21 protein-coding genes are annotated in these 24,478 nt (G+C 63.4%); 11 read left to right on the top strand and 10 right to left on the bottom strand.

All coding sequences use genetic code 11. The features are described 5' to 3' along the window. Window positions 1-2: 2 nt before the first annotated feature. Both AC0CMF_RS11765 and AC0CMF_RS11760 read right to left on the bottom strand, forming a co-directional pair. Window positions 3-638 carry a helix-turn-helix transcriptional regulator gene (locus tag AC0CMF_RS11765; protein WP_050474297.1) on the bottom strand — a complete coding sequence of 212 codons (636 nt, stop codon included), beginning with the start codon at window positions 636-638 and terminating at the stop codon, window positions 3-5. A 93-nt stretch (window positions 639-731) separates the two neighbouring features. Next, entirely contained in the window at window positions 732-965 is a 234-nt protein-coding gene (locus tag AC0CMF_RS11760) for a hypothetical protein (RefSeq protein ID WP_152967577.1), read from the bottom strand. Between the two features lie 150 nt (window positions 966-1,115). Between AC0CMF_RS11760 and AC0CMF_RS11755 the strand changes: the two genes are divergently transcribed. Both AC0CMF_RS11755 and AC0CMF_RS11750 read left to right on the top strand, forming a co-directional pair. Beyond that, a complete protein-coding gene (locus AC0CMF_RS11755) occupies window positions 1,116-3,095 on the top strand; it encodes a putative bifunctional diguanylate cyclase/phosphodiesterase (protein ID WP_472481709.1) in 1,980 nt (659 codons plus the stop codon). 79 nt (window positions 3,096-3,174) lie between these two features. After that, the gene (locus tag AC0CMF_RS11750) at window positions 3,175-3,456 is read left to right on the top strand and encodes a DUF2293 domain-containing protein (RefSeq protein ID WP_206110598.1); all 282 of its coding nucleotides are present in this window, start codon (window positions 3,175-3,177) and stop codon (window positions 3,454-3,456) included. Window positions 3,457-3,492: 36 nt separating this feature from the next. Here AC0CMF_RS11750 and AC0CMF_RS11745 read toward each other — a convergent pair whose 3' ends face one another. Next, window positions 3,493-3,867 carry a RidA family protein gene (locus tag AC0CMF_RS11745; RefSeq protein ID WP_050474299.1) on the bottom strand — a complete coding sequence of 125 codons (375 nt, stop codon included), beginning with the start codon at window positions 3,865-3,867 and terminating at the stop codon, window positions 3,493-3,495. Between the two features lie 512 nt (window positions 3,868-4,379). Between AC0CMF_RS11745 and AC0CMF_RS11740 the strand changes: the two genes are divergently transcribed. After that, window positions 4,380-6,056 carry a methyl-accepting chemotaxis protein gene (locus AC0CMF_RS11740; RefSeq protein WP_058899322.1) on the top strand — a complete coding sequence of 559 codons (1,677 nt, stop codon included), beginning with the start codon at window positions 4,380-4,382 and terminating at the stop codon, window positions 6,054-6,056. Between the two features lie 216 nt (window positions 6,057-6,272). Then, window positions 6,273-7,526, top strand: coding sequence for an alpha/beta hydrolase family protein (locus AC0CMF_RS11735; RefSeq protein WP_094463288.1), 1,254 nt, complete (start codon window positions 6,273-6,275; stop codon window positions 7,524-7,526). A 14-nt stretch (window positions 7,527-7,540) separates the two neighbouring features. Here AC0CMF_RS11735 and AC0CMF_RS11730 read toward each other — a convergent pair whose 3' ends face one another. Then, window positions 7,541-8,179 carry an MOSC domain-containing protein gene (locus AC0CMF_RS11730; protein ID WP_374629705.1) on the bottom strand — a complete coding sequence of 213 codons (639 nt, stop codon included), beginning with the start codon at window positions 8,177-8,179 and terminating at the stop codon, window positions 7,541-7,543. Between the two features lie 179 nt (window positions 8,180-8,358). Between AC0CMF_RS11730 and AC0CMF_RS11725 the strand changes: the two genes are divergently transcribed. Then, the gene (locus tag AC0CMF_RS11725) at window positions 8,359-9,813 is read left to right on the top strand and encodes a beta-1,3-glucanase family protein (RefSeq protein WP_374629706.1); all 1,455 of its coding nucleotides are present in this window, start codon (window positions 8,359-8,361) and stop codon (window positions 9,811-9,813) included. A 206-nt stretch (window positions 9,814-10,019) separates the two neighbouring features. Continuing rightward, the gene (locus AC0CMF_RS11720; protein WP_374629707.1) at window positions 10,020-12,227 is read left to right on the top strand and encodes a mechanosensitive ion channel family protein; all 2,208 of its coding nucleotides are present in this window, start codon (window positions 10,020-10,022) and stop codon (window positions 12,225-12,227) included. Between the two features lie 29 nt (window positions 12,228-12,256). Here AC0CMF_RS11720 and AC0CMF_RS11715 read toward each other — a convergent pair whose 3' ends face one another. From AC0CMF_RS11715 to AC0CMF_RS11690, 6 genes are all read right to left on the bottom strand, one after another. Then, entirely contained in the window at window positions 12,257-13,567 is a 1,311-nt protein-coding gene (locus tag AC0CMF_RS11715) for a type II toxin-antitoxin system HipA family toxin (protein ID WP_472481777.1), read from the bottom strand. Then, the gene (locus AC0CMF_RS11710) at window positions 13,557-13,841 is read right to left on the bottom strand and encodes a helix-turn-helix transcriptional regulator (RefSeq protein WP_058900726.1); all 285 of its coding nucleotides are present in this window, start codon (window positions 13,839-13,841) and stop codon (window positions 13,557-13,559) included. Before AC0CMF_RS11710 ends, AC0CMF_RS11715 begins: the two co-directional genes overlap by 11 nt. 389 nt (window positions 13,842-14,230) lie before the next feature. Next, a complete protein-coding gene (gene ettA, locus AC0CMF_RS11705; protein ID WP_374629708.1) occupies window positions 14,231-15,880 on the bottom strand; it encodes an energy-dependent translational throttle protein EttA in 1,650 nt (549 codons plus the stop codon). A gap of 140 nt (window positions 15,881-16,020) precedes the next feature. Then, the gene (locus AC0CMF_RS11700; RefSeq protein ID WP_374629709.1) at window positions 16,021-17,352 is read right to left on the bottom strand and encodes an NAD(P)/FAD-dependent oxidoreductase; all 1,332 of its coding nucleotides are present in this window, start codon (window positions 17,350-17,352) and stop codon (window positions 16,021-16,023) included. A 3-nt stretch (window positions 17,353-17,355) separates the two neighbouring features. Further along, entirely contained in the window at window positions 17,356-18,675 is a 1,320-nt protein-coding gene (locus tag AC0CMF_RS11695; RefSeq protein WP_374629724.1) for an NAD(P)/FAD-dependent oxidoreductase, read from the bottom strand. Between the two features lie 133 nt (window positions 18,676-18,808). After that, a complete protein-coding gene (locus tag AC0CMF_RS11690) occupies window positions 18,809-19,711 on the bottom strand; it encodes a LysR family transcriptional regulator (protein WP_050474911.1) in 903 nt (300 codons plus the stop codon). Window positions 19,712-19,837: 126 nt separating this feature from the next. Between AC0CMF_RS11690 and AC0CMF_RS11685 the strand changes: the two genes are divergently transcribed. From AC0CMF_RS11685 to AC0CMF_RS11665, 5 genes are all read left to right on the top strand, one after another. Further along, window positions 19,838-20,317 carry a nucleoside deaminase gene (locus tag AC0CMF_RS11685; RefSeq protein WP_374629710.1) on the top strand — a complete coding sequence of 160 codons (480 nt, stop codon included), beginning with the start codon at window positions 19,838-19,840 and terminating at the stop codon, window positions 20,315-20,317. 145 nt (window positions 20,318-20,462) lie between these two features. Next, window positions 20,463-21,437: an ABC transporter substrate-binding protein gene (locus AC0CMF_RS11680; RefSeq protein WP_374629725.1), complete on the top strand. Its 975-nt coding sequence runs from the start codon at window positions 20,463-20,465 to the stop codon at window positions 21,435-21,437. Window positions 21,438-21,442: 5 nt separating this feature from the next. Beyond that, window positions 21,443-22,222 carry an ABC transporter ATP-binding protein gene (locus tag AC0CMF_RS11675; protein ID WP_050474909.1) on the top strand — a complete coding sequence of 260 codons (780 nt, stop codon included), beginning with the start codon at window positions 21,443-21,445 and terminating at the stop codon, window positions 22,220-22,222. 1 nt (window position 22,223) lies between these two features. Further along, window positions 22,224-23,078, top strand: a complete 855-nt coding sequence (locus tag AC0CMF_RS11670) for an ABC transporter permease (protein WP_374629711.1) — start codon at window positions 22,224-22,226, stop codon at window positions 23,076-23,078. After that, on the top strand, window positions 23,075-24,448 hold the full coding sequence (locus AC0CMF_RS11665) for an amidohydrolase family protein (RefSeq protein WP_374629712.1): 1,374 nt from the start codon (window positions 23,075-23,077) through the stop codon (window positions 24,446-24,448). The genes AC0CMF_RS11670 and AC0CMF_RS11665 overlap by 4 nt, the downstream gene beginning before the upstream one ends. Window positions 24,449-24,478: the final 30 nt, after the last annotated feature.

Here is a 24,478-nt window from a genome sequence, read left to right as displayed (position 1 = left end):
CCTCAGGCAGCAGCCCGCTCGCGAATGCGATAGACACAACGCCGTCCGCCGGACAGCAGATGCTCGCAGCGCTCGATTTCGGCCTGCGGCCCGAGGACACTGGCAAAAAGCGACAGTTCCGACCGGCAAAGCCCCTGACAAACGGACGCCGCCGCGCAGATGGAACAGTGGTTCTCGATAAAGAGCCAGCTGCCGTCCGCGTCCCGCTCGACTTCGGCCATATAGCCCTCCCGGTTGCGCAGATCCGCAAGACAGGACAACCGGTCGGACAGCGCTGAAGCTCCAGCCAGTTCCTTTTCGTAAGCCACCTGCATTTCCTTCTCGCGGAAGGCAATCAGGTCCTCTACCCCTTGCGCGCCGTAAAGCTCCCGTAGGCCGGAGAGCAGCGACAGGATCAGGGCCGAATGGTTGTCCGGAAAACGGGCATGGCCGGCAGCACTCAGCGCCCAGACGCGGCGCGGACGGCCCACGGCCCCCTTCATGTCCTCGAAGTCAACCAGTTCCTCCTGCAGCAGCCCGTCCAGATGCTGGCGCACGGCAACAGGCGTGACGGAGAGCGATGCGGCGAGTTCCGCCGCAGTCTGCGGGCCGCCAGCCTTCAGGGCGTTGAGAATACGGGTGCGGGTTCTGTCTGACATGGGCTGAACATAGCACGGGACCGGCCATATAAAAAGATTTCACTTTTCATATTCCGGAATCTAATTTAGAAAGAAAAAACTTTCTTTATAGAGTCAGCCATGTTCCTCGATCGCGCTTTCCAGTTTGCCAGCACCCTTGCCGTTTTTGCTGCAAGGCACATCACGCGTCCGGCCGGCAGGCGTGGGTGCCACCCGCAACTGCGTGACTTGCCCCCCGAACTCCTTGACGACATTGCACTTCCCCAGAAAGTTCGCGAATTGCTGCAGTGCGAAGAAAACCGGCAGCAACGAAGCCTGCCCCTTCTTTTCCGGCGATGGAAAGATCACGGTGGAACTCAACAATTCTAAAGAAATGCCGCCACCGGAGATGAATGTACCCTTGCGAGATCATCGCAAAAAACGCTAGGGCATGTTAAATGCAGGTTATTACTTTGACCTCATACTCTGTAGAAGAGGAGAGTTCGAAGAGTGACAACGATGCGCCGATTTCTTGACTGGATGACTTTGTCAGGCCAGCAACCGGAAATCCTTCTGGCTCAGTTCAGGGAACTGCGCCGGCAGGTGCCGCTTCTCTATGCCTTGCTGATGGTCAACGCGGGCGCCGTGTCTTTTACACATTACGGTCTGGCCCCGGACTATCTGACGATCTGGCTGCTCCTGCCGCTTTTCATCATCTGTTCGGTGCGGGCCGTGGCCTGGCTGCGCCGGTCTGCTGATGCCGTGTCTCCGGAGGAAGCCCTTTACCAGCTGCGCCGGACCCTCTTTCTGAGTGGCGTTCTGGCGCTTGCATATGTGACCTGGTCGCTGGCGCTCGACAGCTATGGCGGACCGCTGGAGCGCGGGCATGTCGCCCTCTTCATCGCCATCACGGTGGTCGGCTGCATCTTCTGCCTGATGAACCTGCCTCAGGCTGCGCTTCTGGTGATGGCGCTGGTGACAGTGCCCTACATTGTCTACTACAGCCGCCTTGATCTGACGGTCTTTCACGCCATCTCGATGAATATTTTCCTCGTCAGCCTTGTGCTGATCCAGGTGCTGTTCAATGGCCACAAGGCCTTCACGAACGTGATCCAGGCGCAGCGGGCACTGGCGCAGAAGCAGCAGGAGACCGAGCGGCTGAGCGAGGAAAACGCCATCCTCGCCCATACGGATGTGCTCACCGGCCTGCCGAACCGCCGCCATTTCTTTTCTGCCCTGCAAAAGCGCATCCAGGACGCCTCCTCAACGCACACCAGCTTTGCTGTCGGCGTCCTTGACCTTGACCGGTTCAAGCCGGTGAACGACACCTATGACCACCATTTTGGCGACCTTCTGCTCGCAGAAGCGGGTGACCGGCTGAAGGGACTGGTCAGCAGCGGCACCCGGCTTCAGATCAGCCGCCTGGGCGGCGACGAGTTCGGCATGATCATCGAGGCTCCGGCTGAGGATCTGGAGGCGCTTGGCCAATCGATCTGCGACATCATCGCAACTCCTTATGAAATTGAGGGAATTTTCGTCCGGATTGGCTGCTCCTGCGGCCTCGCGGTTTTCCCGGATGCCGGGCGCACGGTCCACGAACTGTTCGACCGTTCTGACTACGCGCTTTACAACTCCAAGACCGGACGGCGCGGTCAGGCGACACTTTATTCCGTGGAGCACGAAAGGCAGATCCGCTCTGACCGGGCAATCGAGAGCGCCCTGCAAGGCGCAGATCTTGAAGAGGAATTCGAGGTCTATCTGCAGCCGATCCTCGACCTGCAGAAAGGCAGCATCACCGGTTTTGAAGCGCTTGCCCGCTGGCACAGCCCCCTTCTCGGTCAGGTCCCGCCGGATCAGTTCATCCCGCAGGCGGAGCGCTCCGGCCTGATGCGGCGCCTCACCATCTCGCTTTTTGGCAAGGCGCTGGCGGCGATGAGCCAATTGCCGCCGCATCTCTCCCTGTCCTTCAACCTGTCGGCCCACGACATCACCAGCAAGGAAACGGTGCTCACCTTGCTCGCCCTGCTGGGGCGCAGCAGCATCCAGCCGCACCGGCTGATATTCGAGATCACGGAAACGGCGGTGATGCGCAGCTACGAGAGCGCCGAGCAGTCCATGCGCCTGCTGCGCCAGACAGGCGCAAGGCTGGCTCTCGATGATTTCGGCACCGGCTATTCGAGCCTTGGCTATCTGCACCGGCTGCCGATCGACCGGGTGAAGATCGACAAGAGTTTCGTGTCAGGCATCAATGACCCGAGCGGCCACGGCATCGTCTCGTCGATCATTGCCCTGTGCCGCTCCATGTCCTTGGATTGTGTGGTGGAAGGCATCGAGACCGAAGCCCAGCGCGACCGGCTGCACAGCCTTGGCTGCCGGTATATCCAGGGCTACCTGATCGCCCGGCCCATGCCCGCCAGAGAAGCAGCCGCATGGCTGGAACACGCGGACTATCATCAGCCCGCAGCCCGGCAAGGTGTGGTATCCCTGCCTCTGAACTGAGGATCAGGAGACACGGCCGGTGCCGGATGAAACCGAACCTGCGGTGCCCCGGACCGGAGGCACGCGCCGGCAGAAAGACATGCGCAAGGCGCTGCGCCAGCTGGCCCCGCGCATTCCCTTGTTTGATGCACAGGCCGTTCTGTTCGGTGCCATGGCCGGACATCTGCGCCACCTGCCGCCATCCATTGCCGTGCAGCAGGCCCTGACCTCCCACATCCGCCACACCGCTACCGAATATGACACCCTGCTTGCCGAAGGCTACGACCGGGACTCGGCCCGGCATTTCGTGCTGGATGATATCAATGACCAGCTCGCAGACTGGGGCTCCGGCCTGCGCATCACCGAAGCAGACGGGGAGTGAGCCCCGCCTCATATCAAGAGCCCGGGAACTGACGCTTCACGGCCGCCGCGCGACGAGATCGATTTCCACCAGCGCATGAACCGCGAGACCGGTGACGCCGATGCAGGTGCGTGCGGGCAGCTTGCCCGGCGCGAAATAACTGCTGTAGGTCTCGTTCATCAGCGCATAATCACGGTGGAAGTCCGTCAGATAGACGCGGGCCATGGTCACATGCTCCAGCCCGAGCCCCACGCCCGCCAGAACCAGCTTCAGGTTCTCCATCACCCGCGCCGTCTGGGCGGCAATCCCCTCCGGCAGCGGCGCATCCGGGGCAGCCGGATCTGTCGGCATCTGCCCGGTGATGAACACCCAGCCATCGGCCTCGACGGCATGAGAAAACGGCGCCACGGGACGCGGCCCGCCGGAAATCATGTGATGGATCGGCAGCAAATCAGTCCCCCTTGTCTGTTATCTCCGCTGCACCGGCAGAATCCGGACAGTCCGGCGCGCCCTTTGACGCATTCCGGACGACGATCTAACAGGGATTCTTCACGCTGGGCCAGAGCCTCGGCACAGAAGAGCGCTACGGAACAACTTGCGCATAACCCGCAAGGCAAGCACAGCTTCAAGACACGGAACTGCCAGAAGCCACCATCATCGGTATTTTTCCAGACGCAGCGGCACCCGTCCGCGCAGCTCATGGAGAGACACGTCAACAGGACTGACAGTGATCTTTTTCGTTTGCATGCAAATAAAAAGAATGCAGCCTACCCCTCACTCAAATCAATCTAAATACTTCAAAGAAAGCGCCGGAAACAAAAATAACTCTGCGTATTTTTCAAACTTTAAAAACAAAACTCCGAACCACAACAAAGCTTCCAATTAATTTCATGTAAAGATTCTGATGTTTTGATCCGTAACACTTTCACGCGAGGGGCGGACGAATGACGATCAAGCAGAAGATGCTCGTTTTGTCGCTGATGGCACTCAGTGCCGTTTTGCTGACCGGGCTAATACAGATTTTTTCACTGCGCAGCACGATGCTCGAAGACCGGCGCGATCTGATCCGCTCACAGGTGGAGACGGCACAGAGCGTCGTGAAGGCCATTGCCGAGGAAGCCAAGGCAGCCGGTGTGCCGCTTGAAACGGCCCAGGCCAATGCAAAGGCCGTGCTGCGCACCATGCGCTTCAACGGCAATGACTATTTCCTCGCCATCGATGCCAGCCCGGCCAATCAGGGCCTCATTCTGGCGCATCCGAGCGCATCCGTCGAAGGCAAGAACCTGTGGAACTCCAAGGACCCTGCCGGCAATCTCTTTGTCCAGGGCGAAATCGAAGCAGGACGCAAGGGCGGCGGCTTCTCCGAATTCCTGTTTCCCCGCCTGAACGAGACGGTGGCAGCTCCCAAGCTTGCCTACACCATGAACTATGACCCGTGGCAGTGGGCCATCACATCCGCGCTCTACATCGACGACATCAGCGCCGCCTTCTATTCGGAACTCTTCACGATGCTGATGTGGATGGTGCCGCTGATCCTGGCGATTGCCGCAGGCACATTCGTGCTCTCCAACAGCATCACCCGCCCGCTGGAGGCCATCACCAGCGTCACCCGGCAGCTGGCCGACGGCAACATGACCGTTACCATCCCCGGCACCGGCCGCAAGGACGAGATCGGCCATATGGCGGAGGCCACGGAAATCTTCCGCGACACGATGATCCGCGCCCGTGATCTGGCTCAGTCGCAGGCGGCAGAACAGACCCAGCGTGAGGCACGTGCCCTGCATATCGAGGAACTGACCCGCAGCTTCGATGCGAGTGCCGCAGCGCTTCTGCAGGCGGTTACCCAGTCCGCCTCCGGCATGGAAGGCAGCGCCCGCAACATGGCCCGCATTGCCGAAGGCACCAACTCCAGCTCGACCGCCGTTGCCTCCGCTGCCCAGCAGGCCGCTGCCAATGTGCAGACGGTTGCCTCCGCAACGGAAGAGCTGAGTTCTTCCATCTCCGAAATTGCGTCGCAGGTTTCCCGTTCCTCCCAGATCGCCATGCAGGCGGTGGATGAGGCCCGGCGCACGGACGGCCAGATTCAGGGCCTTGCCAACGCAGCCAACAAGATTGGCGAAGTGGTGGACCTCATCCGCGCCATCGCCGAGCAGACCAACCTCCTTGCCCTCAACGCCACCATCGAGGCGGCGCGCGCCGGTGAAGCAGGCAGGGGCTTTGCCGTCGTGGCGGCCGAGGTGAAGGAACTGGCCTCGCAGACCTCCAAGGCAACCGAGGAAATCACCACGCAGATTTCGGCCATCCAGTCGGAAACGCGGGTGGCCGTGGACGCGGTGCAATCCATCGGCAAGACGGTGGAAGAGATGAACCACATTGCAGCGGCCATCTCGGCATCCGTCGAGGAACAGGGCGCCGCCACCAGCGAAATCGCCCGCAACGTCGAGCAGGCCTCGCGCGGGACGCAGGATGTGACGGACAACATCCTCGAAGTCTCCCACGCGGCCAGCGAAACCCGCGGCGCCGCCACCAGTGTGGAACAAGCCGCAGCAGCGGTGACGCGCGACGCGCTGGCGCTTCGCACCGAGGTGGAAAGTTTCCTCAGCGGCGTCCGCGCCGCCTGACGGACAGAACAAGCGTTCTGGCTGAAAAGGCCGGGTCCCCGTGGCCCGGCCTTTTCGTTGCCACAGGACGGGCACAATGAGGCCGCACTATCCCGGCACAAGTTGCATCCGGAACACTTTCACGCTTGCATTTCCTTCGAGGTCATCATGAAAATCAGGCACTTGCTGGCAGTGGCCCCGCTGCTTCTCTCCCTCGCTGTCCCCCCTGGATCTGCAATGGCCGAAAACAGAATAGATACCATCCGCCCCGATGCCCCCGTGCTTGCGGCCTATGGAAGCTATGGGGTTGGCGTGACGACCATCGAGCTGACCAATCCGGGTCAGATCGATGTGCTGAACTCGGAACCTGGCAAGGAGCCTGTCCTCTATGACAGGCCGCTGACGGTCGAGGTGTTTTATCCGGCTGCCGCCGATGCAAAGCCCACCCCGCTCAAGGCGATGATGCGGGACGGCAGCACGATGATCGAACTCAGCGGCCGCGCCTCGCGCGCCGCCGAACCGGACCTGAGCGGCGCGCCCTATCCGCTGGTCATCATCTCCCACGGCTATCCGGGCAACCGCTTCCTGATGAGTCCGCTGGCGGAGAACCTTGCCAGCAAGGGCTTTGTCGTTGCCTCCATCGACCACACCGAATCCACCTATGACAACAGGGCCGCTTTCATCTCGACACTGGTCAACCGTCCGCTGGACCAGATGTTCGTGCTCAATGCCATGGATGAGCTGGGCAAGACGCCGGGCGGCCCGCTGGAGGGGCTTCTGTCCACCGAGCGGACCGGCCTCATCGGCTATTCCATGGGCGGTTACGGCACGCTGATTTCGGGCGGTGCAGGCCTTGCCGATTTTGCCCGCGAGGCTTCATGGGCTGATGGCAAGGGCGCGTTCCTTGAGCGCCATCTCGCCGGAAGCGAGAGCCATGAAGCGCTGGTCGATCCGCGCCTCAAGGCCATTGTCTCCGTCGGCCCCTGGGCGCGCAAATCCAATGCCATGAATGCCGACGGTCTTGGCGGCCTGCGCGTTCCGGCCCTGATCGTGGGCGGCAATCAGGACGAGATTTCCGGCTACAGCGACGGCATCCGCAAGATCTGGCAGGAGGCCAAGGGCACCGACCGCTATCTGCTGACCTTCGTCAATGCGGGCCACAATGCCGCCGCCCCGATGCCTGCCCCCGCAGAAAGCTACGCCTTCAGCGAGGCCATCGGCTTCCCACCGTTCCAGCATTATGCCGATCCGGTGTGGGACAGCGTGCGGATGAACAACATCCTCCAGCACTTCACCACCGCCTTCCTCAACATCAACCTCAAGAGCAAGACGGACGAGGGCAAATACCTCAAGCTCCTGCCCTATGCGGAGGATGGCGTCTGGTCGATGAATGCGGATGGCAAGCCCAACGCGGACCACACCTACTGGGAAGGCTTCCCGCAAGGCAGTGCCATCGGCCTGCGCTTCGAGCACCTGGAGAAAGGGGAGTAACCCCTTCCCCCCAATCAGCCCGGATAGATCCAGTGCTCCGGCAGATGCGCCGTAATGGCATCGCCCGGCAGGACGCGCCCCGGCAGTTCGACGAAAGCGACAAGGCCGCGCAGATATTGCGCGGTCTTCGGGAACAGCAGATCGAGCCCTTCGCGCTCCGGCACATGCTCCGCAATCTTCCGGCCAGCCGCCCGGCAGGGTGAATTGTAGCCATCCACCCGCAAAACAGCCCCGCTCTCAAACACGAGCCGGGTGCCCGGCGGCAGCAGGCTGAGGCTGGGGATGCCTTGCGTCACCACATTGCCGCCGATCCAGCCGGCGGGCAGCGCATCCAGTTCCATCCGCGAGGCAATCAGCGCCAATTCCTCAACCGACAGGATGGACAGCTGACGCTCGTTCACCATCACCGTGCCGCGGGGATACCAGGGCTCGCGCCCGCCCGAGCGCCGGGTGCGTCCGCCATGCCGGTCGCCTTCGATGCCGTCAAAGCCAAGATCCAGCGCCGCGCAGGTTTCCGTCGCAAAATCCGACTTCTTCGCCGTTCGCAGCACTTCGGCCGTCTTGCCGGAAATCTTGCGCGCAGGAACGCGCTGCAGCCGCGCTAGCCTCTCCTCAAGCGCCGCATGCCCGGCCTCACCTGTCTCCACACTCATGACGCCTTGCCCCTCAAGTTTTCCGGCTTCACCCAAGGCCGGATACTTAGCGCATGCAGGCGGGAGCGGCCAATGAATTGGCGTGAAGTGAGTATCACGCAAATTGCACGGCGAAGGCGCACAATCTCGGCCGCATTGCGTCCTGCCGGAGGAGGAACAGACCCTCCAAGGAGATCCGAATGAGCACCAGCAGCGTCACCCTGAATCTCGTCAATCTGCGCGGGAAGCCAACGGCCCCAGACGAAGATATCTACATCCTGCTGACCGGCGAGGACGTCACAGGTCTGACCGGCATCACGCTTGGCGCGGTTACGTCCCTGTCGCAGATCACGAACGCCGCCATCAGCTTCACCACCATCAAATCCGGACGGCTCTATGCGGGGCTTGGCCCGTTCCCCAATCCGCCCACCCCGACCGGCGGCTTCTACTACGGCTGGATCGAGTTCAGCTGCCTGACGGCGGGGGACAACCTCTGGATCAACATGTCGAATGTGGATCTGCTCGGCCTGCCGCTCGCCATTGCGGGCACGGAGGCCGGAGGGGGCAGCTTCTCGCTCGGCTACAAGGACCCGATGACCCCTACCCTCATCAACACCATGAAGAATTCGGTGCTGACGAAACATGGACAGGGCGCGGTGATCACCACGGTTTCCGGCCAGCAGCTGGTGATCGGGCCCACCATCATACCCTCAGCATATCCCGACATGACCCCCTACGTGGTGAGCCTCGTCAAGGCCAATGCCCCCGTCACCATCGTTTCCGACACCCCGCCCGGCGGTTCTCCCGAGACCTTCACCGGCAACTTCCAGGCAGCCGATCCGAAAACCGGCGTGATCCTCTCCCTCAAGGGTGACCAGGGTGACACATTCGAGCTGACGGCGATCAACCTCAGCAGTTCGATCATCTACCGCTGCGATGGCGGCACGGTCATATTCAATGGCCACGTCGTGCCGCAGAACCGCACGTCAAAGAATGACCCATCCGGCCAGCCCGCCTCCCAGATCATCAGCAACTCGGTGTTCCGCAACCTGATGATCGGCTTCAACGAGGGCTATTTCACCCCCACAGGGCCCAACAACTCCAGCCAGTTTCCGGGCCAGACGCCTTTCGCCGGCGGCAATGGCAACCTCTATGCGCAGGCGGTCCACAACGGCACCAATTCCTATGGCTACCCTTACGCGGACAGCAATCTGAAGGTGCTCATCCAGGCGGACCCCACCCAGCCGGTGACCGTCTCGGTCCTCGCCGACAGCATGGCCTATGGCTACACGGACAATCCGGGCGGCGGCAGCAATCAGCCCTCCAGCGGCACCTATCAGTTCGGCATCGGGTCAGGCAGCGGCGCGCTGGGGGCGATCCGCATCGGCAACTGGGTTTATGAGCCTTCCGCCAACACGGCCGGAAGCCCGGGAGGCGCCTACGGCGGCTTCCTGCCGGACCTGACGGAGTGGACACAGATGCAGTTCACCGGCGCCGGTCCAGGCGCTTACATCTGGGTGAAGAACGGCCAGGTCGAGACAGGCGGCTGCCTGAATACCGCCGGCAGCTGGAATGACAGCAAGACCGTCTACAGCTGGCCGGCCAACCTGCAATGGGTGCCGGGAGCCACGGCACCCGCCAAGCCCACAAGTTGAGACACCGCCTGCCGCAGCAACAGCCCTCGGCTGCGGCAGGCCTTCAAAAAGACAGCAGACGTAAACACTCTGGCATTACCATGCGTCCCCAACGGCATGCTGGGGCAGCCTGTAGGGACTGGGGGCGTGGAATGATGGCGTTTGCGGACAAAGTTGGACACGGGTTGACAGCGGCAGTGCACCGCTTCTCCAGCATGATCCCGTGCGTGAGCCTGGCTGGCGCCCTCACCGGCGCCGCAGCTTCAGGCCCCGCCTCAGCCCAAGACACGGCAACAGGCAGCAGCGCGGCAGCCATCGCCATGAATGACGCGATGCAGGAGAGTTTCCAGCTGCGCGGCGCGCTGCAGCAGCTGGCCGCAGAACTGCCCACCCTGCCGGGAAAAATGGCGGCAACGCTCCGCGCCATGTCGCCGGATGGCTCGCTGGACTGGCTCTGGTCCGCCTTTGCCCTATTGGCAGCAGCGCTGGTTGCGGGCATAGCCGTGCAGGCCCTGTTCCGCCGCTGGGCAGAGGCGGTTTATCTCCACCGCTTTCCCCCGGCACCCGAAACCCGCGCGGGCAAGGTCGCCTTCCTGCTCGGGCGCGGCACGGTGATGCTGCTGGAACTGGCTGTCTTCCTGATCACCGCCTGGCTGGTGGCCGTGCTGCTGCATGAGGATCTCCATGCCTCCCGGGTGACCGTGCAGACCGGCATTCTGGGCTTCACCGCCTGGAGCCTGATCCGGCTGATCCTGTTCAACATCATTGCGCCGGACACCCCGTCCTGCCGCATGCTGGCCTTTGACGATCAGTCCGCCGCAAGGCTCAACACGGCGCTGGTCACCGGGCTCGGCCTCTCGGCCTTCGTCATCTCGCTCTCCATCTGGATGCGCGCCCTCGGGCTGGAGGCCAGTGCGCACAAGGTGGCGCTTGTCTTTTCCGCCGCCCTGTCGACCTGCATTCTCTCCACCATTGCCATTGTCTGGCGCAAGAGCGTCGGCAAAGCCATCATGGGCGGAGCGCCGGACGAAAGCGCAGTGCACCCCGCCCTCCACTTCATCGCCAGCATCTGGCACGTGATGGCGATCCTGTATTTCCTCTTCGCCTTCGGCACGGCCAGCTTCCGCATCCTCCTCGACCGGCCTTTTGCCACCGGCCTTGTCAGCGCGCCGGTGCTGGTGCTGGTGGCCGCGCTGCTGCTGCAGGCCGTGCTGATGCTGCTGATCGACCGGCTGCTGCCGCGCCTCGACACGCGCAGGGCCAAGGCCGTGCTGATGGATGACCTTGCCCGCGCCGAGACAGCGGCCGGAGAAGCCCCAGACACCACCGCCAATGCCTCACAGGCCGAAGCCGAAGCGCTGGAGGCAGAGGCCGCCCGCGCCCCCTACCGCGCGCTTTTCGACCATGGCGCGGCCATCCTCACCCTCGTCTTCTCCGCCTGGCTGCTGCTCAAGGTCTGGGGCATCTCGATCCACGACCAAAGCTCCATCCTCGGCAATCTTGTGGAAGTCGCCATCGTCGGCTTCCTTGGCTACATGGCCTATCAGGCGGTGGAAATCGCCGTTGCGCAGGCGGTGCGGCGGGACCTCCAGCGCCCGGATGCGTCCACCCACGCGCCCGGAGAAATGGAGATAGGCGGCACCGGCGACAGCCGCCTCTCCACCCTGCTGCCGATCTTCCGCAACTTCCTGCTGATCACCATCGTGGTGATCTCGGGCATGCTGATCCTGTCGCAGATCGGCATCGACATTGCCCCGCTGTTCGCCGGCGCCGGTGTTGTCGGTCTTGCCATCGGCTTCGGCGCGCAGACGCTGATCCGGGACATCTTCTCCGGAGCCTTCTACCTGATCGATGACGCCTTCCGCAAAGGCGAGTACATCGACATCGGCAGTGCCAAGGGCACCGTGGAGAAAATCTCCATCCGCTCCATGCAGCTGCGCCACCACCGCGGCGCGCTGACGACCGTGCCCTTCGGCGAAATCAAGCACGTGCAGAATTACTCGCGCGACTGGGCCATCATGAAGCTCGCCTTCCGCGTCACCTATGACACGGACACCGAGAAGATGCGCAAGATCATCAAGAAATTCGGCCAGGAACTGCTGGATGATCCCTATTACGGGCCGATGTTCCTCGATCCGCTGAAGTCGCAGGGCATCCTCTCCATGGAGGACAGCGCCATGATTGCACGGGTGAAGTTCATGTCAAAACCCGGCAAGCAGTTCGAGCTGCGCAAGGTGGTCTATGCCGGGCTGCAGGACCTGTTCGAGAAAAACGGCATCCGCTTCGCGCACCGGGAGGTCACCGTCCGCGTCGCCGATGCAGGCGGCAACCTGCTGCCCGCCCCCACTCCGGCCCAGATCGCCAGCGCTGCCGCCGGCGCCCATGCAGGGCTTGCAGCGGCAGAAGCCGGCGGCCAGGGACAGGATCCACAGTAGCAGGGCCGCCCCCTTCCGGCGAAGCCAGTTCAGAAAGCCTTGCCTGCGAGCAGCATCTCCCGCGCGGCCAGGAATGCCTCCCGCAGCGCCTTGTGGCCCTCCAGACCCTCCAATGCGTAGCTGTTGAGAAACTGGCGTCCCGCAAACAGCCTCTGATCAACGGGGCTGAGTTCAGCCTCAGCGCAGGCTGTCTGCCAGTTCCCGGCGATAGTGTTGATCTGCTGTTCGATCAGCGCCGCCGCCTCCGCTGGCTTGAGATGAAAGTCCTGAGCTGTGGCCAGCGTGCTGGCACGCGCATCGCCCTTGATCAGCATGGCCTGCGAGGCTTCGTTGCCCGTGCGCCCTTGCGGACAAATGTCATAGGCCGGTGTCAGGGTCAGCATTCTGCCATCCCAGAAGGCGGCATGATTGCGGGCGTGGTCGTCCGTGTTGCCGCACAGCACATTGAAGCACATCCGCCCGTAGAGTTCCCGAAGCGTGGCTTTTGGATCTGTAAAGCGATGACGGATCAGTTCGGCAAGGTCTTCATAGGACGCATAGCGGGCCATCATCTCATCAAGGCCCAGCATCGTCAGGCCCGAAACCATGGCATGCCTCGTCCAGCCATCTTTCGCCGGGGTCCTGTCGAAGCGCTCGATCAGCAATACGTCCTTGTGGGCGGCACGGGTCAGCGAGACCGGCGCTGCATTCAAGCCGCAGGCTCTTGCCAGGGTCATCGCAATGAACTCGCCTTTCACAACGCTGTAGGTATCGTTGCTGGCCGAGAATTTGGCGATGAGCTTCTTCGCCCCGTCATCAATCATTGCCTTGGGCCGCGCCCCGCCGATCGACGTGCCATGCCGGAGCGCCTGATCGAGCGCAGGAGGCAGTGGCCTGCCTTTTTCAATGAGGCCAGCCGCCTCCATCAGCTCATCAAGCGAGGCCCCTGCTGAAAGCCTTGGAACAAACTCGGTGGCCGATGCCTGAAAATCCAGAGCGCCAATACGGTCTGATCCTGACTGGAGGAGAAAGGTCAGCTCGCTGAGTTCAGGCACCCCATCCGCATCTGGCTTCATGCCTGTCAGCCTGTTGATGATGACCCGTCGTCCCCAGGCATCGGGTGAGCCATCACGAATGCAGCTGGCCATCTGCAGACCCGGCGCAGGGGCAATCACACCTTCCTGCAGCGGCAGTTCGGGCTCATAGATGGCAACGGCATTCCTGCGGGCGCGGTAGCTGGCGCCATAGGTGAAGAACAGGCGCCCGCCGTCCTGATCGAGGCGGCCGGCCACCACCGGCTCCGTTGCACCCGGCAGCCAGATCCAGACAAAGGCTTGGCTGGCTGCCGCCCTAGAAGTCATCATCAGGCTCCTTCACCTTGGGCCGCACACTCTTGGGCAGCAGGGTCAGTTTCTCGTCAAGACGGGCATTTTCCCTCTGCAGACTATGCTCATCAGGGTCAAACAGGCGAACCCCGGCGAGCGCAGCGACCTCGAAGACGATGCCGATTTCAGGCCCTGCTGCACCCTTCTCGATGCTGGAGAGCGTTGTGCGGCTGATACCGGCCCGTTCCGCCAGTTCCTGTGCGGTCATGCCGCGCTCGATGCGCCCGGCACGGATCAGCTTGCCAAGCATCGCAAGCGCCTGGCGGGTCCCCCTCGAATAGCTTCTCTGACGCGGCATGGAGATCGCCTGTTTGTTCATTTGAATAAACACAAAGGGCTTTATGTTCATAATTATGGACATCCTGCCTGATCTTTCGAGCCACATCAAGTCACGTCCAGAATTCTGGCCGCCAGAGCTGTTCACGTCCATAATTTTGGACACGTTTCACACTTAACGCCCCCAAAACAAAAATCCCCGGACCATCGGCCCGGGGATTTTCCTTTTTGCAAAACCGCAGCTTGAAACCACTTTACACCAAGGCTTTCGATGCTGACGCATCACGCCTTGAAAATGCTCAAGCGCCGCACGGGCTTAACCAGCTCTCGATGAGTCGAGCTCATCGAGAGCTGGTATTAGTCTCAGCGCGTCAGCGGCTTGTACTTGATGCGGCTCGGGTCGGCAGCGTGGGCGCCGAGGCGGCGGACCTTGTCCTTCTCGTAGTCCTCGAAGTTGCCCTCGAACCATTCCACATGGCTGTTGCCTTCAAAGGCGAGCATGTGGGTGGCGAGACGGTCGAGGAACATGCGGTCGTGCGAGATGACCACGGCGCAACCGGCGTAGTTTTCCAGCGCGTCTTCGAGGGCGGCCAGGGTCTCGGTGTCGAGGTCGTTGGTCGGCTCGTCAAGCAGCAGGACGTTGGCGCCCTGCTTCAGCACCTTGGCGAGGTGCACGCGGTTGCGCTGACCGCCGGAGAGATCGCCCACCTTGGCCTGCTGGGCCGGGCCCTTGAAGTTGAAGGACGAGCAATAGGCGCGGGAGTTGATTTCCTTGCCGTCGAGATAAATGATCTCGTTGCCGTCGGAGATTTCTTCCCAGACCGTCTTGTTCGGGTCCAGCTTGTCGCGCGACTGGTCCACATAGCCCAGATGCACGGTCTCGCCGATGATGACTTCACCGCTGTCCGGCTTTTCCTGACCGGTGAGCATCTTGAACAGCGTGGTCTTGCCCGCACCGTTCGGCCCGATGATGCCGACGATGCCGCCGCGCGGCAGCTTGAAGGACAGGTCCTCAATGAGCAGGCGGTCGCCGAAGCCCTTGGAAACGTTCTTCAGCTCGATGACGTTGGCGCCAAGGCGCTCGCCCACCGGAATGAGGATCTGCTCGATGGTCGGCATACGGCCTTCCTGCGCCGCCACCAGATCCTCATAAGCGCGGATACGCGCCTTGGACTTGGTCTGGCGGCCCTTCGGCGACATGCCCATCCACTCGCGCTCGCGCGCAATCGCCTTGGAGCGGGCCATGTTCTCGCGGCCTTCCTGCTCCATGCGCTTGGTCTTCTTCTCCAGATAGGCGGAGTAGTTGCCCTCGTAGGGGATGCCCTGGCCGCGGTCCAGCTCCAGGATCCAGCCCGTGACGTTGTCGAGGAAGTAGCGGTCGTGGGTGATGATCAGCACGGAGCCCTTGAACTCGCGCAGGTGCCGCTCCAGCCAGTGGACGGTTTCAGCGTCCAGATGGTTGGTCGGTTCGTCGAGCAGCAGCAGGTCCGGCTCGCTCAGCAGCAGCTTGCACAGCGCCACGCGGCGGCGCTCACCGCCCGAAAGATTGTCCACCGGGCTGTCGGAGGGCGGGCAGCGCAGGGCTTCCATCGCCATCTCGACCTTGCTCTCAAGGTTCCACAGGTCTTCCGCGTCGATGATGTCCTGCAGCTTCGCGCCTTCCTCGGCCGTCTCGTCCGAGTAGTTCATCATCAGCTCGTTGTAACGGTCGACGATCGCCTGCTTGTGGGCGACGCCTTCCATCACGTTTTCCAGAACGGTCTTGCCCTCGTCGAGCTTCGGCTCCTGCGGCAGATAGCCGACCTTGGCACCTTCAGCGGCCCAAGCCTCACCGGTATAGTCCTTGTCGAGACCGGCCATGATCTTGAGCAGGGTCGACTTGCCGGCGCCGTTGGGGCCGAGAATACCGATCTTGGCATCCGGGTAGAACGACAGGTGAATGTTGTCGAGCACCTTCTTGCCGTTATAGGCCTTGTTGAGGCCATGCATGTGATAGATGAACTGGCGCGCCATGGGGCCTCGCATCTCCGTTTTGGAATTGTGCCGGGAATCTGATCGACATCGGATCGAAACTGGCCGCCCTTTTACGCCATGCAGCGGGCCGGGGCAATGGCGGTTGGTGAACAGGCCTTCCCTATAGACCTGCTCTCCCTTCACCCCCAGCGGTCCTTCAGCCCGTACCACCAGTAGGCCATCTGCAGGTAGTGGCGGCGCAGGGCGGGCAGCGGGAAGCGGCGCAGGGGCGTGCGGACCGGCTGCGGCAGCTGCCAGGGGGAGCGGGCCTCCAGTGCCAGTTCCGCCACCAGCGACCCGGCATAGGAGCCCATGGCGACGCCGTTGCCGTGATAGGCGAGCGCTGCAAAGACGCCGGGCATGGCCGGTATGGGGCCGATATAGGGATTGAGATCCAGCGCCAGGCACACCCGCCCGGACCAATGATGCGTCGCCTCCACATGGGCAAGCGCCGGAAACAGCCGGTCGAACCCCTCACGGATGGCAAGGCGCAGCCTTGCTTCTTCCCCAGCCGTGCCGAAAATGCCGCCGCGCATGCCGAACAGCATCCGCCCGTCCGGCAGCAGGCGGAAGTAATGCAGCAGCGTGCGGGCATCGGAGGCCATCACCGGGCTGGTCCAGCCCTGTGTCACCATCTCCACAGCCGTCAGCGGCCGGGTGACCATGACATTGGACAGCACCGGCAGCAGCCGCCCTTCCAGCCAGGGCAGCAGGCTCTCGTCCGTATAGCCGTTGCTGGCGAGGATCACGCGGCGGGCATGGACGGTGCCCTTCGGCGTATCCAGCCGCCAGCGGCCCAGCTCCGGCCGGATATCCGTCACCGGCGAGCGGGCAAAGATGGGCTGGCCCGCCGCACGCAGCGCCCTTGCAAGGCCGCGCACATATTTCAACGGATGAAGGCCGAAGCCGTGAGGATAGAACAGCCCGCCATATGTGCCCGACGCCCTCAGCCCCCTCGCCTCCAGTGCGGTTTCATCCAGCAGCTGCGTGCCGAGGCCGAAGCGGGCATTGACGAAGGCGCCCTCCTCTTCCAGCGCCTTCAGGGCAGAGCGCTTGTGCGCCAGCACCACCTCGCCACTGCCGGAACGGTCCGCATGGATGGAATGCGTGTCCAGCAGCGCTGCAACATGATCAATCGCCTCACGCTGCATGTGGGAAAAGCGCTCCGCCTCCCGCCCGCCATAGCTTTCCACCATGTCTTCGGGCGAGCGCTTGGAGCCGCCAAGGCAGCAGAAGCCGCCGTTGCGGCCCGAGGCGCCGAAGCCCACGTGATGGCGGTCCAGCACCACGGTGGAAGCGCCCAGCGCCTGCGCCCGCAAGGCCGCGTTAAGCCCGGTGAAACCCGCACCGATGATGGCCACATCCACCGCCAGTGCCTCTTCCAGCTCCGGATCCGCATGATCATACGGGGCGGCACCGGCAGCGCTGTCTTCCCAGTAACTGCCGGTGGGTCCGCCGCCGTCTGCCTGCATGGTTCAGAAGCCCAGCCGGTCGCGCAGGGAAAACCAGGTCATCGCCAGCACCAGCAGCGGGAAGCGGAAGCGCGAGCCGCCGGGGAAGGAGGGCACCTTGATCCGCTCGAACACCTCGAAGCGGCCCGTCTGCCCGCTGACGGCCTCGCCGATCAGCCGCCCCGCGAGGCAGGCCATCGCCACCCCGTGGCCGGAATAGCCCGAGGCGGTAATCACGTTGGGCGAAAGCCTTGCGAAGAAGGGCATGCGCTTGGGCGTGATGGCCAGCGTGCCGCCCCAGCCGAAATCAATGCCGATGTCCGCCAGCTGCGGAAACACCTTGGCCATGGGCTTGCGCACGAAGGCCGCAATGTCCGAGGGGAAACGGTAGCCGTAATTCTCGCCGCCGCCGAACAGCAGCCGGTGATCGGCGCTCATGCGGAAATAATTGATGACGAACTTGCTGTCCGCCACCGCAACGCCGTCCCGGATCAGCGATTGCGCCCGCTCTGCCCCCAGCGGCTCCGTGGCGATGATGTAATTGTTGATCGGCATGACACGGGCCGACACCTTGGGCTCCAGCCGGCCGAGATAGCCGTTGCAGGCGAGCACCATGTGGCTGGCGGTCACCTCGCCCGCTTCCGTCTTCACCACAACGCGGGAGGGGCTGGCCGTGTAGCTGGTTACCCTAGTGCGCTCGAAGATCTGCGCCCCGGCGGCGACCGCCGCCGCGCCGATGCCCAGCGCGAAATTCAGCGGATGCAGGTGCCCTGCGCCGCGATCGAGGATGCCGCCGTGATAGAGCGGGCTCGCCAGCCGCTGGCGCACCGCATCGCGCCCCAGCACCTCGTTGCCCTCATAGCCGTAGACCTGTTCCAGATGCCGGGCATAGTCCGCATGGTCACGGGCAATGTCAGGGCGGTGGTCCACATAGAGGATGCCGGGCCGGTAATCGCAGTCAATCGCATGATCGCGGATCAGGTCCTGCACGACGGCCTTGGATTCCTCGGCCAGATCCCACAGCAGCCGGGCATCGGACTTGCCGAGCATGTCCTCCAGCGTGATCTGATCGAGCCGCTGGCCCGAGCCAACCTGCCCGCCATTGCGCCCCGAAGCGCCCCAGCCGATGCGGTTCGCCTCCAGCACCACCACCGAATGACCGGACTGCGCCAGCGACAGAGCCGCCGAAAGCCCGGTAAAGCCTGCGCCGATCACCACCACATCGGCCTGAACGGAGCCTTGCAGCACCGGATGATCGCTCCGCCGGCTCGCGGTTGCGGCATACCAGGACGAGGGGTGATGCCCCAGGCGGTCATTGGCGGTCAGAAGATCAAGCTGCGGCAAACTGAAGACCCCGGTTGGCACATCCGCACCCCTCCTGCCCTCGAAGGTGCCATGCAACCGTAAGACAGGCCGAAGCCCTTGTGAAGCTTGCCATTACGGCATGGGAGAAGAAAAAATGCGGGGTTGTCCGCCCTCACTTTCCCAGGCTGGCCAGAAGGGCACTGATTTCGGCGAGGACCGGACCGGTCGCATCGCCAAGGCTGTTGCCGCGGCAAATGGTAATGCTGAGGGTTTCGGTCAGGCGGCGGCTGGCGAGCGGGCGGAAGACAAGGTTGCCGGCTTCGACATCGGCGCAGACGTCGATCCAGGTGAGAAAGCCGATCCCCTTGCCGCGCCGGAGCATGTTCAGCAGCGCGCCGATGGAATTGCTGTTGAACCTGACGCGCGGATTGACGCGCACGCTCAGGATTTCGGCCAAGAGCCGGGTATGCATGGACAGCGCGGCACTCGGCAGGCACAGCGGCCATTGCAGTGCCTCGGACAGGGAAACCGGCCCCTCCCCTTCCGGGCCGGAGCCGGGGGCATAGACGACGCCCAGATGGTATTCCTCGCTCTGCACCACGGCGAGGCGGGACAGCCGGGGCATGTTGAAGGCGACGATCAAATCCAGATCCAGCGCCTCCGCCCTGTCGATGATGTCCCGTGTCGTGCCGACCGTCAGTTCCAGTTCCACCACACCGAAAACCGCCTCCAGACGGTCCATGAGCGGATGCACGAGTGTGGGAACCAGCCCTTCCATCACCCCCATGCGCAAGCGCAGGTCCATTGCCAGCTTGGTCTGCTGAAGACGCTGGCTGAAGTTGGTGTCCGCCTCCATCCAGCGCAGGGCCTGATTGCGCAATTCCTCGCCTGCGGCCGTGAGCGCAACCCCGCTCGTGCTGCGCACCAGCAGCGGCGCGCCATAGCTGCGCTCAAGTATCAGCATCTGCCGGCCCAGCGCGGGAGCTGAAATATTCAGCCGCTCGGCGGCTGCGCGGATGGAATCCGACTGGGACACCACGATGAAGGATCTGATCTCACGCGAGAATGCGGACATGGCGCCTGCCTGACGAGCCCGTGGAAAGTTTTTTGTTCCACGATGCAAAATTCTTTGTTCTTTTTTTAACACCGGTCAAGCCGCTACGCTCCCTCCATCATCAGGAAAAACACGGACGCAAGGCGGATGACAGTGGCTGGCGATGACATTCTTCTGCTGCGGGAAACCATCAGGATCGCGGGCGAGGCACGCAAGGCCGGCAATCATCCCTTCGGCGCCCTGCTTGCCTCGGCAGATGGCGCGGTGCTGCTGACGAGCGGCAACACCTATCTGGAGGATCGCGGCACCGGCCATGCCGAACTCAATGTCGCCCGCGCTGCCGCCCGGTCCTATGAACCGGAATTCCTGGCCGCCTGCACGCTCTACACCTCGGTGGAACCCTGCAGCATGTGCGCGGGCGGCGTCTACTGGGCGGGCATCGGCCGGCTGGTTTACGGCATGTCGGAAGCCCGGCTTGGCAAACTGACTGGCAGCAACCCGGAGAACCTCACCATGTCGCTGCCCTGCCGCCATGTGCTGGCCGCAGGCCAGAGAACCGTGGCGGTCGAAGGCCCCTTCCCCGAACTCGAAGACGAGATTGCCGAGGCCCACAAAGATTTCTGGTGAAACGGGTTTCTGGTGACACAGCACCCTCTGAGGAACAGGCAACGCGCGCCAGCCTCCCTGGACGCAGCAAAAGGACGGAACGATGACACAGCGCAAGACAGGACTTTCCAGCCTTTCCATCGCCCGCGGCCTTAAGGCCTCCGCCATGCTGACAGGCACCTTCCTCGCCGGCATCAGCCTGTCCGGCGCGGCACTGGCGCTCGACAAGGTAACCTATCAGCTTGACTGGCTGCCGGGCGGCGACAAGGCCCCCATCTACGTCTGCATCCATGAAGGCTTCTGCAAGGACGCAGGTCTGGAAGTCACCCTTGAGCCGGGACGCGGCTCGTCCGAAGCCATCACCAAGCTGGCGACCGGCACCTCCGACATCGGCAGCGCCGGCATCGAAGCGCTGATGGCCGCACGGGCCACGGAAAAGGTGCCCGTGACGGCCGTGATGAACGTCTTCAACACCGGCCCTCATGCCTTCTACACGCTGCAAGGCTCCGGCATCACCTCGATCACGGATGTAAAAGGCAAATCGGTCGCCACTTCGCCCTTCACCTCTTCCAACGTGTTCCTGCCGCTGGTGCTGAAGGAAAACGGCATGTCGGAAGATGATATCACCCTCACCAAGGCCGATCCCGGCGCCCTCGGCCCGCTGCTGATGACCGGGCAGGCCGATGCCATCATCGCCTGGCTGACGGATGTGTCGCGCTACACCGGACAGGCGAAGGAAGCGGGCAAGGAGCTTGTCATTCTGCCCTGGGCAGATGCCGGGCTTGAGCTTTACTCCGCCTCCCTCGTTGCCTCGGATACCTTCCTTGCCGAGCGGCCCGATGTGGCGAAGCGGTTCCTGGCAGCCTTCCAGAAGTCGCTGATCTTTGCCCATGACAACCCGGACAAGGCGGCAGAAGCCGTTGCAGCCGTGGTGCCGGAACTGACGGCTGAGGACGTCAAGGGCTCCTGGCTCGATGCCTCCAAGCTTGCCTTCAACAGCAACACGGACAAATACGGCCTCGGCGCCTTCGACAAGGACAGGCTTGCCGCCACCTGGAGCCGGGTTGCCGAAGCCCAGGGCCTTGATCCAGCAGCCCTCGACCCGGAAACCATCGTCGACCGCTCCTTCCTGCCGGAGTGACGCCCGTGGCCCTCGTCAAGGATGCCATCTGCTTCGAAAATGCCGGTCAGACCTTTCTGACCGGCTCCGGCCCTCTCGTTGCGCTTGAGGACGTCAACCTCAGGATCGACCAGCATGAGTTTGTCGCCGTTCTTGGCCCCTCCGGCTGCGGCAAGTCCACGCTGCTGCGGCTGACGGCCGGGCTGATGAAGCCCACCGGCGGACGGGTGTCGGTTTTCGGGCTGGAGGTGACGGGCCCGCGCGAGGACATCGGCATCGTCTTCCAGAATGCAACCTTGCTGCCCTGGGCCAGTGTGGAGGACAACGTCGTCTTTCCGGCCCGGCACATGCGCGGGCGGGTGGATGCGCAGGACCGCGAGCAGGCACGGCGCATCATTGCCGCCGTGGGGCTGGCGGGGTTTGAAAAGCGGCTGCCGGGCGAACTCTCCGGCGGCATGCAGCAGCGCGTCGGCATCGCCCGCGCCCTGTTTCTCAATCCGGACATCCTGCTGATGGACGAGCCGTTCTCGGCCCTTGATGCCCTGACGCGCGACGCCATGGGCTACGAGTTGCTGCGCCTGTGGCAGGCAAGCCCGAAGACGGTGCTCTTCATCACCCATTCCATCCCCGAAGCGGTGCTTCTGGCCGACAGGGTGGTCGTGATGAGCCGCCGCCCCGGCCGCATCATCGCGGATCTGCCCGTACCCATGGGCCGCCCGAGAGACGAGAACGCGCTCAGGACAGCGGAGATGCAGGATTACATGGCCCATCTGCGCAACTTGCTGATCCACCGGGAGGCCGCCTGACATGCGCGCAGAAACGACCAGCCTCGCAGGCAATACGCCCGCTGCCCGCCATGGGGCGCAGCAAGCCCCGCAAGGCCTGAACCTGCGCGAGCGGCTTGTGCAGATGCCTTTCGCACTGCCGCTGCTCACCTTTGCCGCCCTGCTGGCCTTGTGGGAGGCAGGCACCTGGCTCTTTGCCGTGCCGAGCTACATCCTGCCTGCCCCCAGCCGCATTCTCGGCGGCTTTGCCGCGCTCGACATGAGCCGCTGGGTCACGCATGTCTGGGCCACCTTGCGGGTCGCCCTGCTGGGCTATGCAGCGGCCATCCTGATTTCGCTTCCCATCGCCATCAGCCTGTCCCGCTCACCCCTTGCCTCCCGCTCTCTTTATCCGCTGCTGGTGGTCATCCAGTCCGTGCCGGTCGTGGCGGTGGCGCCGATCATCATCGTCGTGCTGGGCACGGGTGATGCGCCGCGTGTGGTCATCACCTTCATGATTTCCTTCTTTCCGCTGGTCGTGTCGATGACCACCGGCCTGATGGCAACGCCGCCGGAACTGATCGAACTGTCGCGCAGCCTGCGGGCGCCCCGGCGCCGGGAAATCCTGCAGATCCGCATGCCCTATGCCACGCCGCATATCTTCTCGGGGCTGAAGATCTCCATCACCCTGGCCGTCATCGGCGCCGTCGTCGGTGAGTTCGTCGCCGCAGAACAGGGCCTCGGCTTCTTCATCCAGTTCTCCACCTCGATGTTCAGGCTGCCGCAGGCCTGGGCCGGTCTGGTGGTTCTGGTTGCCATGTCGCTGCTTCTGTTTCAGGCGGTCAGCCTGATCCAGCGGCTGTTCTTCCCCTGGTCCCTGGCAAAGGCAGACAGATGAGCCTGCTGATCACCAACATAGCCCATGGCTGGACTGGCGGCGCCGCCGGAACCCGCCTCTCCGGCGCCATCCGTATCGAAGGCCAGAAAATTGCCGCCATCGGCGATCTTGCCCCGCTGCCGGGCGAAGAGGTGATTGATGCCAGCGGCTGCGTGGTGACACCCGGTCTCGTCAACACCCATCACCATCTGTTCCAGTCGGTCATGAAGGGCGTGTCCGCCGGCATGAACGTGCCGCTGGACGACTGGCTGGCGCAGGTGCCCTACCGCCTCTGGCCGCTGCTGGATGAACACACTTTCCGCATTTCGGTGCGTATCGGCCTTGCCGAACTGGCTCTCAGCGGCGCCACCACCGTCTGCGATCATCACTACATCTTCTCCAGCCAGTATGACTATGACCCGGCAGCCGTCCTCTTCGAGGAAGCGGCAAGGCTGGGACTGCGCTTCGTGCTGGCACGCGGCGGCATGACGCGCGGGCGCAGCTTCACCGATCCGGACATGCCGCCTGCGCCGATGGAAACCCTCACCGGATTTCTCGACGGCATCAGCCGGGCCGCCAGCCTGTGGCATGATCCATCAGACATGGCGATGACGCGGGTTGCCTGTGCCCCGGCAACACCGAACTTCAACTTCGATGCGCAGGCCCTGCCGGAGATCGCCCGGGAAGCGCGGCGCCTTGGCCTGAGGCTGCATGCGCATCTGTCGGAAAACGAGGCCTATGCCCGCCAGACATTGCGGGACTTCGGGCTGAGGCCCGTGCCCTGGCTCGCCCAGAACGACTGGCTGGGCGAAGATGTCTGGTTTGCCCATCTCGTTGACCTCAGCCCTTATGAAGTCTCGCTTCTGGCCGAGACAGGCACAGCCATGGCCCACTGCCCGCAGGCCAATGCAAGGCTCGGCTCCGGCATCGCCCCGGCAGCGGCCCTTCATGCGGCCGGTGGCACCGTCTCGCTGGCCGTGGACGGGGCCGGCGCCAACGAAGCCGCCGGCATGGGCATGGCCATGTACACGGCCTTCGCGCTGCACCGGGCCGCCCATGGCGTAGAGGCCCTGCGGCCGGAGACCGTGCTGCACTGGGCGACGCAGGGCGGCGCCCGCACGCTCGGCCTTGGCGGCACCGGCCTGCTGGCCCCGGGCATGGCGGCGGACATCACCCTGTTCGATCTCGGAAGCCCTGCCTGTTTCGGCCTGCATGATCCGGCCCTTGCCCCGATGATCTGCGGCCCCTTGCAGGTGCGCCACAGCCTTGTTGCCGGCAGGCCGGTGGTGCAGGACGGGCGCCTGCCCGGCCTCAGCCTGCCGGATCTTGGCCTCGCCGCCGCGGAAGCAACCGCCCGGCTTGCCAATCAGAAGGAGGTTCTACCTGCCTGATCCTCTCCCGCAGGGGAAGGATCAGGATTA

The sequence above is a fragment of the Pannonibacter sp. CBAS1226 genome (assembly GCF_055685825.1).
This window is presented reverse-complemented; position numbering and strand designations above follow the sequence as displayed.

Bases quoted from the DNA above. Each gene is read 5' to 3' on its own strand.
- AC0CMF_RS11765 (WP_050474297.1), bottom strand. From the start codon at position 638: ATGTCAGACAGAACCCGCACCCGTATTCTCAACGCCCTGAAGGCTGGC.
- AC0CMF_RS11755 (WP_472481709.1), top strand. From the start codon at position 1,116: ATGCGCCGATTTCTTGACTGGATGACTTTGTCAGGCCAGCAACCGGAA.
- AC0CMF_RS11750 (WP_206110598.1), top strand. From the start codon at position 3,175: ATGCGCAAGGCGCTGCGCCAGCTGGCCCCGCGCATTCCCTTGTTTGAT.
- AC0CMF_RS11745 (WP_050474299.1), bottom strand. From the start codon at position 3,867: ATGATTTCCGGCGGGCCGCGTCCCGTGGCGCCGTTTTCTCATGCCGTC.
- AC0CMF_RS11740 (WP_058899322.1), top strand. From the start codon at position 4,380: ATGACGATCAAGCAGAAGATGCTCGTTTTGTCGCTGATGGCACTCAGT.
- AC0CMF_RS11735 (WP_094463288.1), top strand. From the start codon at position 6,273: ATGGCCGAAAACAGAATAGATACCATCCGCCCCGATGCCCCCGTGCTT.
- AC0CMF_RS11730 (WP_374629705.1), bottom strand. From the start codon at position 8,179: ATGAGTGTGGAGACAGGTGAGGCCGGGCATGCGGCGCTTGAGGAGAGG.
- AC0CMF_RS11725 (WP_374629706.1), top strand. From the start codon at position 8,359: ATGAGCACCAGCAGCGTCACCCTGAATCTCGTCAATCTGCGCGGGAAG.
- AC0CMF_RS11715 (WP_472481777.1), bottom strand. From the start codon at position 13,567: ATGACTTCTAGGGCGGCAGCCAGCCAAGCCTTTGTCTGGATCTGGCTG.
- AC0CMF_RS11710 (WP_058900726.1), bottom strand. From the start codon at position 13,841: ATGCTTGGCAAGCTGATCCGTGCCGGGCGCATCGAGCGCGGCATGACC.
- ettA (WP_374629708.1), bottom strand. From the start codon at position 15,880: ATGGCGCGCCAGTTCATCTATCACATGCATGGCCTCAACAAGGCCTAT.
- AC0CMF_RS11700 (WP_374629709.1), bottom strand. From the start codon at position 17,352: ATGCAGGCAGACGGCGGCGGACCCACCGGCAGTTACTGGGAAGACAGC.
- AC0CMF_RS11690 (WP_050474911.1), bottom strand. From the start codon at position 19,711: ATGTCCGCATTCTCGCGTGAGATCAGATCCTTCATCGTGGTGTCCCAG.
- AC0CMF_RS11685 (WP_374629710.1), top strand. From the start codon at position 19,838: ATGACAGTGGCTGGCGATGACATTCTTCTGCTGCGGGAAACCATCAGG.
- AC0CMF_RS11680 (WP_374629725.1), top strand. From the start codon at position 20,463: ATGCTGACAGGCACCTTCCTCGCCGGCATCAGCCTGTCCGGCGCGGCA.
- AC0CMF_RS11670 (WP_374629711.1), top strand. From the start codon at position 22,224: ATGCGCGCAGAAACGACCAGCCTCGCAGGCAATACGCCCGCTGCCCGC.
- AC0CMF_RS11665 (WP_374629712.1), top strand. From the start codon at position 23,075: ATGAGCCTGCTGATCACCAACATAGCCCATGGCTGGACTGGCGGCGCC.